The organism is Pedobacter sp. UYP1 (genome assembly GCF_040547305.1).
Lineage (GTDB): Bacteria > Bacteroidota > Bacteroidia > Sphingobacteriales > Sphingobacteriaceae > Pedobacter.
Genome location: NZ_JBEPPL010000001.1, coordinates 1 through 13,989, shown reverse-complemented (window position 1 = coordinate 13,989; position 13,989 = coordinate 1). Strand labels below are relative to the sequence as shown.

Sequence of the window (13,989 nt, the reverse complement as noted above, 5' to 3'; positions counted from 1 at the left end):
TAACTAATAATAGGATGAATTCAGGTTCTTGTTTGCTTTCTCTGCAATTTCTATTAAAGTATAGTTGGACAAGATCATGGCATGGCCTGGTTTAGTACAAACATCATGTTCAAAGTGTACAGATGGTTTACCATCGGCCGTTTTGATTGTCCAGCCATCTTTTGATACCTTGATATCTTTAGTACCCAGATTCACCATAGGTTCAATGGCTAATACCAGGTTTTCTTTCATGAGTATCCCCTCGTTCCTTCTTCCATAGTTTGGCACTTGCGGGTGTTCATGCATATCACGTCCCAGACCATGACCTACAAACTCCCGGACTACTCCATAACCATTACTTTCTGCATGCCTTTGTATAGCACTTGAAATATTAGTTAAATAGCTGCCTGCCACAGCATGATTGATTCCTTCATAAAGACATTCTTTAGTTATTCTTACTAAATCTATAACTTCCTGATCAGCTTCCCCAATGATAAAAGTGTAGGCGTGATCTCCATGAAATTCGTTTTTAATGACACCTATATCCACAGAAACGACGTCACCTTCCCGCAAGGGCTTATCGTCTGGCATGCCATGCACCACTACCTCATTTACTGAGGTACAGATATGGTGTGGATAGCCTTCATAGTTAAGGAATGATGGAATAGCGCCGTGATCCGCAATATATTCAGCCGCGAGTTTGTCAAGAGCCATGGTGGTGATTCCTGGTTTCAAAACTTTAGCGACTTCAGCAAGGGTTGAGCTAATTAAGGTAGCACTGATCCGGATCAATTCTACTTCTTCATCTGTTTTAAGTATAATCATTAGATTGCGGGTTAATTTTCCTGTTCAATTTTTAAACTGCGGTCAGCAGATAAAAGATACTCATAAAATCTCTTATTTCCAGTATGATTCTTAATCAGTAAAACGATTTGGTAAATAGAATAAGATGATTTACGGTTTATCGGATTTTGACCAGAGGTGGCTAACAAACTGTATTTCAATATTTTGTTTATTTAAAACTGCTTTAACTATTTATTAGTTAAGGAGAATAATCAAAAATAGGATGTTTAATTCAGGAAACAAACAGAAATAAAATGATCTTATGTGATGCTTGGTTTTTCAATATTTACAGGTTGTTTTAGCAGATTTTTTTACCTTTATTTTTTAACAAATTATGATGGAATATACCGAGATATGTAAGCCTTTTGATTCCCTGACTGTAAAAGAGCTTTATGCAATATTAAAACTGAGAAGCGAAATATTTGTGGTGGAACAAAATTGCGTTTTCCTGGATACAGATGGTAAAGATTCGTCTTGTCAGCATTTAATGTTGTATCAAAATAAAGAATTGATGGCTTATGCGAGAATAGTTCCTGCTGGATTATCATTTACTGAACCTTCTATAGGAAGAATAGTGAGCAGCCATGCGGCAAGAGGAAAAGGGTTTGGCAGACAGCTGGTCTCACTGGCTATTTCGAATTGCCTGCGCTTACATGGAAATAAGCCAATCAAAATTGGTGCACAGCTCTATTTGAAGTCATTTTATGAGTCTTTTGGCTTTGTAATGCAGGGAGAAGAATATCTGGAAGATGACATTCTGCATATAGACATGATCAGACCTGTAACTGCCTGATAGTTAAGAGAGATTCAGCTTATTATTGGTACAATTAAATTGTCATTTAATTGTAGGTTTTTGATAAAATATGCTTAATATTATACAGGGTGTAAGTTTCTTACACTTAAAAATCAATTATCCATCCACAATAACTAATCAAATCTCACATGGAAACAACTACTTTTTCAAAATTCTCGGCCGAATTTTTCGGTACACTGGTCTTAGTCCTCATGGGCTGTGGCAGTGCTGTAATTGCCGGTGCTGATGGTACAAGTGGAGTCGGTTTGCTTGGCATATCCTTCGCTTTTGGACTGTCTGTAGTCGCTATGGCCTATGCCATTGGCCATATTTCAGGCTGCCATATTAACCCGGCAATTTCCATCGGTATGGTGGTAGTTGGACGAATGAAATCGAGTGAGGCAGTTATTTATATTATTGCGCAGGTATTAGGAGCAATTGCAGGTGCAGCTATTTTATACCTGATTGCATCTGGCAAAGATGGTTATACGCTTGCTGATGGAGGTCTGGGCCAGAATGGCTATGAAGCAGGCTCCCCTGCTGGTTACAGCCTGCTTTCTGGCTTTGTTGCAGAGACAGTATTTACTTTTATCTTCCTGATGGTGATCTTTGGATCAACTTCTACAAAAAATATCAATGGTGGTTTTGCTGGCTTAGCAATTGGCTTAAGCCTGGTATTGATCCATATTGTAGGTATTAAAGTAACAGGCGTATCTGTAAACCCTGCCAGAAGCATTGGTCCGGCATTATTAGTAGGCGGCCAGGCAATCAGCCAGGTTTGGTTATTCATTGCCGCACCTATTTTAGGAAGTATACTGAGTGCTGTCGTATGGCGTTTCCTGCTAGAAAGAAACTAAGCTGTAAATCATAAAAAAAGACCCTGTTTTTTTCGTTTATTGCGAAACAAAACAGGGTCTTTATTATTAATCACCATTGATGCTTTTACCAACTGTCGGCATAGAAAAAATTTTCAACCTGCCTTATACACAAGAAGATTTTAAGATTGTTTACCACACTCCCCTTGGTATGCCCGTTATACCGCAGGCACATAAGCATGATTTTTACATGGTATTGCTGATTGAAAAAGGCACAGGTACACATACGATAGACTTCTTTGCACATGAGGTCAAACCTCAAACGGTATTCTTTTTAGCCCCCGGACAGGCACATCAATGGAATTTATCGGCAGACACTTCCGGGTTTCAGGTCATGTTTTCTCCGGATTTCCTTTTACAGGTACAGCAGAAGTTCCCTTTTTTTACACCCGCCGGCAAAAGTTCCCTGGTGTTAACTGGCGATGACTATCAACTGGTGGTGAAAGCACTGAAAATTCTACTACACGAAACCAATGCGCAAAAGGCTTTTTACCTGGAGATGCTGCAGCACCAGTTGCAAATAGTATTGCTTTTGCTTAAACGTGCTTATCAGGCGAGTTTTAAAACTGAGCTGCCACCTACTGATCACCGTTTGCTGAGCCGCTTTCAACAGAGCCTGGAAAAGCATTACCACACTTATAGCGAGGTATCATATTATGCTGATATACTAAATGTTACACCTAATTATCTGAATCAGGTTTGCCGTAAAAGATTTGGAAGTACTGCCGGTGATCAGATTCGTGAACGTATCTTATTGGAAGCGAAAAGAATGTTAACTCTGACCAGTTTGGATATCAAGGAGATCGCTTTTACGCTGGGCTTTAATGATACTTCTTATTTCTCCAGGTTTTTCCGGAAATACACAAAATCCAGTCCTGTGGAATTCCGCAAAATAAATAATTAGTACCGGTGATGTACTAACCTGTCCTATATTCAGGTAAACAGAACAGCTAAGTTTGCCAGATGATAAAACACTATTATCTGCAATTAACAGTTTTGCTTTGTCTCTCTGGCATTGCATTTAGCTCTTGTGCTCAGGAAAAGAATATGGAAAAGGAAAAAATAACAGTTTTTAAAATTATCGCTTCAAATGATGTCAATGCACTAAAACAGTGGATTGCGGAGCGGAACAATGTGGAAGTCCGCAATGAAAAGGGTGAAACTCCACTGATCGCCGCTACTTATGCGAATCAGGCAGAGCTGGCTAAATTACTCATTGACGCTGGCGCCGATGTAAATGCGCAGGACAAGATGCTGAATAGTTCATTTTTGTATGCCGGAGCTACAGGTTATCTGGAAATCTTAAAATCAGGATTGAAAGCAGGGGCTGATTACAAAGTTTTTAACAGGTATTATGGGACAGCATTGATCCCTGCGTGTGAAAAAGGACATACCGCAGTTGTTGCGGAATTGTTAAAAGACAAGTCTTTCCCTATAGATCATATCAATAAATTAGGCTGGACTGCTTTGCTGGAAGCAATTATCCTGAACAATGGAAATAGCAAGCAGGTTGAAATAGTAGCCATGCTCATTCAGGCTGGCTGCAATGTAAATCTGGCAGATAACGAAGGAATTACCCCTTTAACCCACGCAAAGAATAAGAATTTTAAAGCGATCACTGCTCTTTTAGAAAAAGCTGGAGCTCAATAACAGGAATTAATTATGAAAAGACTATTTATTTTAATTGTTTCCTTGCTGCTTGGATCTGCTGCTTTTGCGCAAAAGACAAAGGCAGACCTGATGATTACCGGTGGAAGTATTATTGATGTTAAAACAGGACGGCTTAGCTCAAATAAAGTGATTATTATCCGCAATGATAGTATCATTACAGTTATTGATCAGGATAAAAGTTCGCATTGGCAGGTGAAACAAAATTATAATGCAGCAGGAAAGTTTATCATTCCCGGACTTTGGGATATGCATATGCATTTTGGCGGTGGAGATTCACTGATCCAGGAAAACAAGAACCTGCTTCCTCTTTTTCTTGCGCACGGAATTACAACGGTCAGAGATGCTTCGGCCGATTTAAGTAAAAGCGTATTACAATGGAGAGATGAAATTGCAAAAGGTCAGCTCCAGGGACCAACGATATTTACTTCGGGGCCAAAAATAGAAGGTTATAAGTCTATTTGGCTCGGAGATATTGAAGTGGGTACTACTCAAGAGGTCAAGTTGGCTTTGGATTCCTTAAAGCAGTTAAAAGTTGACTTTGTAAAAATCACAGACAATACGTTAAAACCAGCTCTGTTTCTGGAAGCAATCAAAATGGCAAGACAAAGAGGATTTAAGGTTTCAGCACATATCCCCGCTGCTTTAACAATGAACCAGGTAGCTGATGCCGGGTTAAGCGCGGTGGAGCATATTGGTTATGCGCTAAAGGCAGGTACTAAGGATGAACAAGCTATATCTGATGAAATTGCTTCGGGCGCATTGAAAGGAAAAGCTGTCAACGGACGGATCATTGCAGATTTCGACGAGGTCTCGGCATTAAAGGCTTATAAAAACATGGCTAAACACGGTATGTCCTTAACGCCTACGTTATTGATCAGCCGCACAGTTGCTTACCTTGATCAGGATGACCACAAAAATGATCCTTATTTGAAATACATAGGCAAAGGACTTCGGAAAACGTATAACTGGCGGGTAGAAAGAGCTGCAAAAGATGATCCTGAAGCTATTGCATTCAGACACCAGGTTTTTGAAAAATCGGCGGCTGTTTTGCCGCTTTTACAAAAAGCAGGTGTTAAAATTCTGGCAGGTACGGATGCTGGCTATTTAAATTCTTTTGACTATCCGGGCATTGGTTTGCATCAGGAGTTGGAATTATTTGTTCAATATGGCTTAACGCCGTTACAAGCTTTGCAGGCTTCAATCATCAACTCTCCGGAATTTCTTAATCAAAAGCAATATGGAAGTATAAATTCCGGCAAAAAAGCCGATATCTTAGTGCTGGATCAGAATCCACTGCTTAATATCAAAGCAACTCAAATGATAAATGCTGTGGTGGTAAAGGGACAGTTACTGGATCGTAAGTATTTAGATCAGCTATTGGAAAGTATTAAAACTAAGAATTAATTGCGTATTTCTACTTGTGGATATGCGTAGTTTAACTACTCCATTTAAGAATAATCTTTTATAAGTTTGGTATAAGGTTAACATCTCATCAATCAACACCTTATTTTAAACAGGAAAAGCCTCATCAACGAGGCTTTTTCAATGGGGTGATCTTTCTAATTTGATCTTAAAGCATTTGATTTCTTTTTAAACAGCAGAAATCTGTGTTTTTTTCCGGATCACCATAAAAGTAAGTATGGAAAGCACAACCAGCACCATATAACTTAAGCCAAGACTTGCTTGAGATTTCGCTGGAATCAGTGAAACGATGCTATAACTTAAAATAGAGGTAATGACATATAACGCTCCTCCTGTTACTCCACTAGCAATACCAGCGTTTTTGGGAAACAATCCAAGGCAGTAAGAAAAGTAATTGTTAAAAACAAAACCTGCTATGAAATGAATACTGAACGCAAATGCCATCATCGTCATTAAGTTAGTATGGATTGCCGGGACTAAAATCATAGCCAGTGTGAGCAGGAATTGAATACTGATTGCAATACTTAACTTTTTAACGAAAGGATACTTGATTAATGCTTTCCCCAAAAAGCCACCTGACAATAAGGAGATTCCAAGAGTCAGAGCGCAATAACCAGTGGTGATTGCTGTATCGTGAAAAGTATGTTCAATAATAAAAGGGCCACTCATCCCATAAACCATAAACATAGAATTGGATAAGCCCAGCATAATCAGGCCAAGACTAAAACTCAGGGTTTTAATCATATTGCCATAAACCTGAACAATTGATTTGAAATGAAATTTCTGATAGACTTTTAAGGATTCACCACCAAATGCGAGTTCAAGAACAAGCATAATCAGCGCGAAATAACCTATCAGATAGAAATTGGACTCCCAGCCAAATGCGGTTTGCAGATATCCTCCGAAAAAGGGTGCTATAATTGGAGCAGAAGACCAGACAATAGAGAACAAACTTGTATAGTGTTTTAGTTTATCTCCTGAAAAGATATCTACGAAATAAGCCCTTTTCCCCACTACAATAGCTGCCACAGTTATGCCGTGAATTACACGCATCAGGTAAATGATATAAACGCTATGTGCATTGGCAATGGTAAAACTGGCGATACTGAATAACAATAAAGCGGCTATAGTTATCTTAAAACGTCCAAAACTATCTAATAAGCTTCCAATGAACAGTTGTGAAATTCCATAGCTGATCAGGAAAAACACAATGGTTAATTGGACTTCTGCATTGGTTGCATGCAGTTTATTAGCCATATCGGGCAGTGACGGTAAGTAAATGTCGGTTGCGAAACCAGAAAGTGGTATTAAAACGAATGCAAGGATAGTTCCGATTCCGTCATGGTCTTTTTCAATAGTTCTCATTTGATGCTGCGCTTCTTCTTATTTATTTGCGCTTCATTTTAAAGCACAATATGTATGGGTCAAAGATATAGGCAAAGGCAGAGAAGTTCCTTTCAAAAAACAAAGAAATGATTACATAAATCAAATAATAGCTACAAATTATATTTAAAGATAGATGGGGTTATTCCGGTATGTTTTTTGAAATAATTATTGAAATGCGCAGGATAGTCAAACCCAAGACAATATCCGATTTCAGCTACATCCCAGTCTGTATTTTTCAGCAGGGTTTTAGCTTCATCAACAATCCTGTTACTGATCATTTGCGTAGTAGTTTTGCCGGTATGTGATTTAATCACATAGTTTAAGTGGTTAACATGGATATTCAGCTGACTTGCAAATTCAGAGGCACTTTTGATTTTGAGTGGGTTTTCAGGCGAATCTACAGGGAACTGGCGTTCCAGTAATTCAATAAACATTGGCGTTATCCTATCGGGAACGTCTTTGTGTGCGGTTACACTATCCGCAGATTGTATTTTAATCCCCTGGTGTATGATCAGCTTAAGTAAGCTCCTGATCACTTCAAATTTATAGTCATAATCGCTTTTCAACTCATCGATCATCTGTTTAAAATACCCGCTAACCAAATCCGTTTGTTCTTTATTGAGAAAAAAAACAGGATTAAGTACAGGATTAAATAACGGACACGTAAGTTCCAGGCCTTTTTTTAATTCAGCAGAGATGAAAGAGTCATTAAACAGGCACAAGTAGCCTTCCTGCGTCTCTACAGTAGATTCCCAGGAATAAGGTACGGAAGGATTAGAGAAAACAAGTGCCGGCTGGTTCACCTCAATCACCTTATCTGCGAAGTGAAGCCGGCCGGCTCCTATAGTCAGGCACATCTTATAATGGTCTCTTCTGTTATAGGGAGTTACCTTATGACAGTAAGATCTGGGCTGAACATTAAAATGACTTGAATTTCCTTTTGGGTTTAACAAATCGGAAGGAATTACCTGATTTGTTCTATGATAATAATCTCCAAGAGTTTCTATTGCTGCCTTCATATTGAATTGAATATTTCAAAGAACAAAGATAATTAAAAATAGAATCAGATTGGAGGGATTAATTTTTTACCCTTCCTTTTTCCACATCAGCACTCCCAGTATCCCGCTTACTTTTTTTAGACAATGACCTTCCAAAATTATAATTGAAGCCTAAAGTAAATACCTGTGAATTAAATTTATTCCTGAAAGCCTCTGTAGCATTCGGAATATTATTGGTCAAACCATTGTTCTTGTAAGTCTTTAAAATATCCCGTACACTAAACTTAACTGATCCCTTATTATTGAATACTTTCTTTTGGATACCCGCATTCAATTGTCCGGTTCCATTATTAATAAACTGACTGTTAGCACGTTTAGAAACGTAAAACCCACTTAGTTCAGCACTCCATCCAGAAGATAGCGTAAATATATTTGAGCTGTTAATTTCGCCCATAGTCCTGGATTCATCCAGAAAAGTTGAGAACAACTGTCCTTTAAAAACATTATTAAAGACCTGGACATATGTATTATTAAGCCACCATTTTGCCGGTTCAAAAGCAAGTGTAACTGATGCGCCAACATACTTTGCTGTACCTATATTGCCTATTCCATCAATAAAAATAGCGCCTTGCTGTTTAACAACTTCATATTGCAGATCTGAAACATGCGTATAATAAACCGCCACAGTGAGCATACTTTTATAGTTATAAGACAGTTTGAAAATGTCAGAATATTGCGGACGTAAATAAGGATTTCCAGAGAAATAACTGTATTTATCCACTATCGTGACAAAAGGGTTTAAATCCTGATAGTAAGGTCTGCGAATCCTTCTGCCATAAGAAGCGATCAGCGAATGATGACCTGCGCTATCTAATTTATAAGACAGATAAGTTGTAGGAAACAGATTGGTATAACTTTTCACAAAGGAGGAATCAGGTCTTTCAATGCTCCCAAGCTGGTGTCCACGGGTATTTGTATTTTCTGCACGCAAGCCCGCCTGGAATGAGAAACGCTGATAAATCTTACTATAATTCAAATAAGCGGCATTGATATTCTCTTTGTATAAAAAGTGGTTCGTAAAATCAGGATTTGATGTACTTACTTCTTCAACTACATTAAAATAATTTGCTTCGTTATCGGTTTGGATATAGCTGCTTTTAAGACCTGCTTCCAGTTTAGCTTTACCACCTAAAGGAAGCGTATAGTCTGTTTTAACGGAATAAATATTGATTTTGGTTGGTAAATGGTCGGTAATTACCTGCGTATTTGTAAGTGCACCGTCAGCAGCATAAGTCTGGTTAAAAAATCGCTGATTATTGGTTGAATTATAAATCAGACCATCAAGGTCAAAGGTGATTACTTTGCCTAAACTATCAAACTGGTGACTATAGTTCAAATTGACTCCCGCATTATTAAAATGTCCTTTACTCCTGTTGTCAGCATAAATTAATGAGTCCAGCTGTTGATTTTTATTCAATAGCTGATTGGTTGAATTCGTTCTGCCCGACTTTGGTGTAACCGAGCCTGTAAAGACTATACCCCAGGTAGTTTTAGGAGATTGATAGTAGTCCATACCAATTTTGATATTGCCAGAATTACTTTTGTCTTTCAGGATAGATTTGAGTCTGAATGCACTTTTAAAAGTATTATCTGGATCAAAATAATTCCGATCCTCTTCAAATTCCCGGTAACTCTGAGAAAGTGTATAAGAAGCGCTTGAGAAAAGATTGATTTTATTAACCCGGTAATTCAGATTCAGGCTTTCATTAGTTTGCCCTGTATGTGCAAGACTATAATTAGCCGATAAAGAGCCATTGAATCCATTCGCTTTAGATTTTTTAGTCTTGATATTGATTACCCCTGCGGTACCAGCTGCATCGTATTTAGCTGGTGGGTTATCCATAAGTTCAATCTGATCTAAAAGTGATGCTGGTAAAGATCTCAAATAGCCAGCCAGATTTGCTCCTGATAAATAAGTAGGTTTTCCATCAATAAAAATAGTGACACCAGGCTTACCTTTAAAGCTGACTGCTCCATTTCCATCAACCAATACGCCAGGTGATTTTTCAAGTACTTCTAATGCATTTGCTCCCTCATTTGAAATTAAAGCCCCTACATTAATAACCGTGCGGTCAAGCTTTTGCTCGATATACGCTTTCTTTCCTGTGATAATGACTTCATTAAGATTCCTGCCATTTGCACTCAGCAGGATAAATGGTAATTGTATAGTTTTAATATCAGCCAGATTTACTGCAACGCTTACGCTATCCATACCAATTGCTGATATTTCAATCAGGTAGTCGCCTTTATCTTTGATCGCTAACTGAAAATTACCTTGCAGATCAGTCTGTTTTCTTTGCAAAATCTGATTACTGTTTATTGCCTTGATACTTACTGTAGCAAATTCCAGCGGCAAATGATTTAAACTGGTCACTTTACCCCTGATTATATAATTTTCCTGCAAAATATTTTTCTCCAATAAAATGTTATGATCAATTTGTCTGAATGTAAAGAAGCTGTTCTGCAGCAGTTCGTTTAAAGTTTCCTCTACTGTTCTTGGAATTAATGGAATATTCAGCTCCGAAATGTCTTTAACATCGGCTTTACGATAATAAAATCTGAATGCGCTTTGTTCCTCTATCTTTTTTAAAGCAGTGACCAGGTTATCGTGTTTCAGGCCAATAGTTACCTGGTCAGTTTTGATATTCTGTCCATTTAGCGAAGTAGCAAAAAGCAACTGCAAGGTGGAAAATAATAGAAGAGTTGATAAGATGCTAATGCGCATTAATTGATAGATAAATTGTTTTTTTGATATTTTGCTGTCAGTAATAATGGCATATAATGCCCCCTGTCTCCGCATTTTTGCAGAAATATTCATACTTTTAAATGTTTTAAGTGATACCAATTGTTTAAAACCCCGGTTCTTCCGGGATACCTGTGAGCTGATTGCCGTCGGCTTACAGGTTTTTGCTGAATACTACTGGCCTTGAGTAGTCATCGCCTGATTAATTCTCTTTTCTTTTTATCTGCTGTTCATCTTATTTCCTTCTGCTGTTCATCTTATTTTCACGGTGTCTGCTGTCAGTCCATTTACATTAATTACATCCTTGCCCGCTAATCACTATATTACCGTCCTTTTTAGTCGTATAAGAGGCATGATTAAAAGCACAAATCACTTTTAATATTTTATCCAGTTTATCATAAGAAAGTACAGATCCACTAAATCTGCAATCTTTTATCTTTTGATTTTCGAAACTGATCTTCACTTTAAATCGCTGTTCTAACTTCAAAGCCGCCTGCTCAAAAGTAATGTCATCGAATAAAAGATCAGTCTGCTGCCATGCGATAGCTTTCTGACTATCGGTTTCGGCTTGCACTGCTTTGTTATCTGGAATATTAAAAATGACTTGCTGATTGGGTTTAAGTATCGCCAATTGATCAGACCCTTTGGCGACTTTAACTTTTCCCCGGGTTACAGTTACCACAATAGTCTGTAAAGATTTATCTTCTTTGATATTGAATGCGGTACCTAAAACAGTCGTAACAATTTTTCCTGTATGCACAATAAACGGTTTATCAATATCATGTTTAATATCAAAATAAGCTTCACCTGATAAGTTGACCTCCCTTAGCTTACCTTTAAAAGATTGAGGGTAAGTTAAAACTGAATTAGAATTGATCCAAACCTGGCTGCCATCTGGCAGAATAACCTGTTTTTTCTGACTGGAAGAAACTGTTAATTGTGTAATCGGCGAAGATTTTATATCCTGATGGATCACCGGCCATAACCAATACAAGGAGAAAACAACAATTATCGTTGCAGCCACAGCCGTCCATCTACTCCATAAATATCTTTTTGAAGGGGTGACTTTAGTTGAATGTATAGTTTGATGAATATCATCATATACGCTGGCAAGCCATTGTGCTTTATTGGCCTCATCCATATCCGGCCATGCATCCGATTGAGGATTCAAATCGGCTTCCAGCCATTGCGCTATGATTAAATTTTCTTCTTTAGACGTCTTTCCCTGAAGATAGTTATCCATCAGGGATTCTATATCATTTTGATTCATTTACCGGAACTTTTGCAGTAGCCGTATAAACTTCCATTAAGTACTATCAGAAAGTGATTAAATTTTAAATGATTTCTCAAGTTCACTGTCTTTGATCTGCATTGACAATGTCTTCGCCTGGAATCTGGTTTAAGAAATTGTCCTTAAACCTGGCTTAAGAATTTATCCAGTATAACAGTGCGGTAACAGATACCTGAGCTAATACTCTCTGCAAATGCTTTAATGCTGTTGAAAGTTGATTTTTGACAGTTTGTTCTGCCAATCCAAGTTTTTCAGCTATTTCTTTAATACTTAGCTCTTCTACCCTGCTCATTTGATAGATTTCCTTTACCCTTGGTGAAAGCTCGTTGAGAGATTTCTCAATAGTATTCTCCAGCTCTTTCAGATATATTTTCTGTTCAATACTATTATGGTAAGCATAACGCAAAGATTTTAAACTTTCTGCATATTCTTCACGGGTAATATTCTTCCGGATCTTATCAATAATACGGTGACGAACCAACAGATATAAATAGGTCTTTAAATTTGAGCTGATAACCAATTGATTTCTATTTTCCCAAAGCTTCACAAACAGGTCATGAATGAGATCTCTCGCATCTTCTAAGCTATACAATTTTGAGCAGGCAAAACCAGCCATGTTTTCCGCATACCGGCTATAAATCTCCGCAAAAGCAGATTCGTCATCTCCTTTAAGAAGTTCAATTAACTGGAAATCATCTAACCTTGTGTACGCCTTCATTGTAAGCAGGCTAATATACAAGTCAACAATAAGGAATGCAACTCTATAAAAACTTTAGGGAGTGGCTATATTTATAGCTATATAAGCTGTTTTTTATATCTTTATAAGCAGATTAGCAGTCATAATTGATATTAAAAATACATACAATGATTAAAATCGTAAGAACAAATTCAGAAAACACAGATTTTGTTAAACTTATCAATTTTCTTGATAAATATTTAGCAGAAAAGCATGGCAATGACCACTTTTTTTATACTCAGTATAATAAAGTTGATCAAATTAAGCATGTTGTCGTTGCTTATCAGGATGATGAACCAATAGGCTGTGGTGCAATTAAACAATATGATCCGGATACAATGGAAGTTAAACGAATGTATACCTCTCCTGTTGCCAGAGGTAAAGGTATTGCAACAAATGTATTAACTGAATTGGAGATATGGACCACTGAGCTAGGCTACAAAAAGTGCATCCTGGAAACTGAAAAAAGACAAGTTAAAGCTATAGAACTTTACAAGAAAAACGGTTACCAACTCATTCCAAACTACGGTCAGTATGCCCAGATTGAAAATAGTGTCTGCTTTGAAAAAGATATGATTCGTATCTTTTAACATCATGATGTATGTATTATTTGACTGGTTTTTCACCTTGCTTCATCTTGTCATTATTGGCTTTAATTTATTGGGCTGGATATGGCCAGCTACAAGAAAACTGCATCTGATTGTAGTTGCACTTACTTTAGGCTGCTGGTTAGTTCTTGGTATCTGGTATGGATTGGGCTATTGCCCGATTACCGATTGGCAATGGCAGATTAAGGAAAAATCAGGTGAAGTGAATCTGCCAAATTCTTTTATTAAATACTATGCCGACAAGATTTCAGGTCATGCTATATCATCTTCTCTTATTGATATCATAACCGGAGTTAGTTTTACGCTTGCGGTAGCGATTACTATCTATGTGAACTTTATCAAAAGAAGACATATTTGACACCGTAGCGGTTAATTAAAGTACAAAACAGCGACATCTATCCCGGATCGTATTGTGATCTATGTTGAGAAGGGGTTGGTAAGGCTATTGGCCTTACCAACCCCTTCTCAACATAGATGACTTATACATGCTGTCCTATACTGAGATTAGTTTACAGTAGAAAGTAGATTACTAATTTATGTTTACCTAGTTTATTACAATTTCCTGCCCTTAGTTTACAATAGGA

General features: G+C 37.6%; 13 protein-coding genes. 7 read left to right on the top strand and 6 right to left on the bottom strand.

The annotated features are described in order from the left end of the window. Nucleotides 1–3 precede the first annotated feature (3 nt). Entirely contained in the window at nucleotides 4–804 is an 801-nt protein-coding gene (map, locus tag ABIB30_RS00065) for a type I methionyl aminopeptidase (RefSeq protein ID WP_354298703.1), read from the bottom strand. Between the two features lie 352 nt (nucleotides 805–1,156). On the opposite strand from map, the gene ABIB30_RS00060 reads away from it, so the two are divergent. The 5 genes from ABIB30_RS00060 (at nucleotide 1,157) to ABIB30_RS00040 (ending at nucleotide 5,565) form a co-directional block, all read left to right on the top strand. Continuing rightward, nucleotides 1,157–1,615: a GNAT family N-acetyltransferase gene (locus tag ABIB30_RS00060; RefSeq protein ID WP_354298702.1), complete on the top strand. Its 459-nt coding sequence runs from the start codon at nucleotides 1,157–1,159 to the stop codon at nucleotides 1,613–1,615. Nucleotides 1,616–1,764: 149 nt separating this feature from the next. After that, nucleotides 1,765–2,472, top strand: a complete 708-nt coding sequence (aqpZ, locus tag ABIB30_RS00055) for an aquaporin Z (protein ID WP_354298701.1) — start codon at nucleotides 1,765–1,767, stop codon at nucleotides 2,470–2,472. Nucleotides 2,473–2,551: 79 nt separating this feature from the next. After that, nucleotides 2,552–3,394 carry a helix-turn-helix domain-containing protein gene (locus tag ABIB30_RS00050; protein ID WP_354298700.1) on the top strand — a complete coding sequence of 281 codons (843 nt, stop codon included), beginning with the start codon at nucleotides 2,552–2,554 and terminating at the stop codon, nucleotides 3,392–3,394. A 59-nt stretch (nucleotides 3,395–3,453) separates the two neighbouring features. Further along, nucleotides 3,454–4,140 carry an ankyrin repeat domain-containing protein gene (locus ABIB30_RS00045; protein WP_354298699.1) on the top strand — a complete coding sequence of 229 codons (687 nt, stop codon included), beginning with the start codon at nucleotides 3,454–3,456 and terminating at the stop codon, nucleotides 4,138–4,140. A 12-nt stretch (nucleotides 4,141–4,152) separates the two neighbouring features. Next, nucleotides 4,153–5,565, top strand: coding sequence for an amidohydrolase family protein (locus tag ABIB30_RS00040; protein ID WP_354298698.1), 1,413 nt, complete (start codon nucleotides 4,153–4,155; stop codon nucleotides 5,563–5,565). A gap of 186 nt (nucleotides 5,566–5,751) precedes the next feature. Here the strand turns inward: ABIB30_RS00040 and ABIB30_RS00035 are convergent, their stop codons facing one another. The 5 genes from ABIB30_RS00035 to ABIB30_RS00015 form a co-directional block, all read right to left on the bottom strand. Then, entirely contained in the window at nucleotides 5,752–6,948 is a 1,197-nt protein-coding gene (locus ABIB30_RS00035; RefSeq protein WP_354298697.1) for an MFS transporter, read from the bottom strand. Between the two features lie 131 nt (nucleotides 6,949–7,079). Next, nucleotides 7,080–7,988: a helix-turn-helix domain-containing protein gene (locus tag ABIB30_RS00030; RefSeq protein ID WP_354298696.1), complete on the bottom strand. Its 909-nt coding sequence runs from the start codon at nucleotides 7,986–7,988 to the stop codon at nucleotides 7,080–7,082. Between the two features lie 58 nt (nucleotides 7,989–8,046). Beyond that, the gene (locus ABIB30_RS00025) at nucleotides 8,047–10,845 is read right to left on the bottom strand and encodes a TonB-dependent receptor (protein WP_354298695.1); all 2,799 of its coding nucleotides are present in this window, start codon (nucleotides 10,843–10,845) and stop codon (nucleotides 8,047–8,049) included. A 217-nt stretch (nucleotides 10,846–11,062) separates the two neighbouring features. Then, complete coding sequence (locus tag ABIB30_RS00020; RefSeq protein WP_354298694.1) at nucleotides 11,063–12,040, bottom strand: FecR family protein; 978 nt, start codon at nucleotides 12,038–12,040, stop codon at nucleotides 11,063–11,065. Nucleotides 12,041–12,194: 154 nt separating this feature from the next. Continuing rightward, nucleotides 12,195–12,779: an RNA polymerase sigma factor gene (locus ABIB30_RS00015; RefSeq protein WP_354298693.1), complete on the bottom strand. Its 585-nt coding sequence runs from the start codon at nucleotides 12,777–12,779 to the stop codon at nucleotides 12,195–12,197. Nucleotides 12,780–12,925: 146 nt separating this feature from the next. On the opposite strand from ABIB30_RS00015, the gene ABIB30_RS00010 reads away from it, so the two are divergent. Next, nucleotides 12,926–13,387 carry a GNAT family N-acetyltransferase gene (locus ABIB30_RS00010; RefSeq protein ID WP_354298692.1) on the top strand — a complete coding sequence of 154 codons (462 nt, stop codon included), beginning with the start codon at nucleotides 12,926–12,928 and terminating at the stop codon, nucleotides 13,385–13,387. Nucleotides 13,388–13,391: 4 nt separating this feature from the next. Beyond that, nucleotides 13,392–13,763: a DUF2784 domain-containing protein gene (locus ABIB30_RS00005; protein WP_354298691.1), complete on the top strand. Its 372-nt coding sequence runs from the start codon at nucleotides 13,392–13,394 to the stop codon at nucleotides 13,761–13,763. Nucleotides 13,764–13,989: the final 226 nt, after the last annotated feature.

Bases quoted from the DNA above. Each gene is read 5' to 3' on its own strand.
- ABIB30_RS00015 (WP_354298693.1), bottom strand. From the start codon at position 12,779: ATGAAGGCGTACACAAGGTTAGATGATTTCCAGTTAATTGAACTTCTT.
- map (WP_354298703.1), bottom strand. From the start codon at position 804: ATGATTATACTTAAAACAGATGAAGAAGTAGAATTGATCCGGATCAGT.
- ABIB30_RS00020 (WP_354298694.1), bottom strand. From the start codon at position 12,040: ATGAATCAAAATGATATAGAATCCCTGATGGATAACTATCTTCAGGGA.
- ABIB30_RS00030 (WP_354298696.1), bottom strand. From the start codon at position 7,988: ATGAAGGCAGCAATAGAAACTCTTGGAGATTATTATCATAGAACAAAT.
- ABIB30_RS00040 (WP_354298698.1), top strand. From the start codon at position 4,153: ATGAAAAGACTATTTATTTTAATTGTTTCCTTGCTGCTTGGATCTGCT.
- aqpZ (WP_354298701.1), top strand. From the start codon at position 1,765: ATGGAAACAACTACTTTTTCAAAATTCTCGGCCGAATTTTTCGGTACA.
- ABIB30_RS00050 (WP_354298700.1), top strand. From the start codon at position 2,552: ATGCTTTTACCAACTGTCGGCATAGAAAAAATTTTCAACCTGCCTTAT.
- ABIB30_RS00035 (WP_354298697.1), bottom strand. From the start codon at position 6,948: ATGAGAACTATTGAAAAAGACCATGACGGAATCGGAACTATCCTTGCA.
- ABIB30_RS00010 (WP_354298692.1), top strand. From the start codon at position 12,926: ATGATTAAAATCGTAAGAACAAATTCAGAAAACACAGATTTTGTTAAA.
- ABIB30_RS00060 (WP_354298702.1), top strand. From the start codon at position 1,157: ATGATGGAATATACCGAGATATGTAAGCCTTTTGATTCCCTGACTGTA.
- ABIB30_RS00045 (WP_354298699.1), top strand. From the start codon at position 3,454: ATGATAAAACACTATTATCTGCAATTAACAGTTTTGCTTTGTCTCTCT.
- ABIB30_RS00005 (WP_354298691.1), top strand. From the start codon at position 13,392: ATGATGTATGTATTATTTGACTGGTTTTTCACCTTGCTTCATCTTGTC.
- ABIB30_RS00025 (WP_354298695.1), bottom strand. From the start codon at position 10,845: ATGAATATTTCTGCAAAAATGCGGAGACAGGGGGCATTATATGCCATT.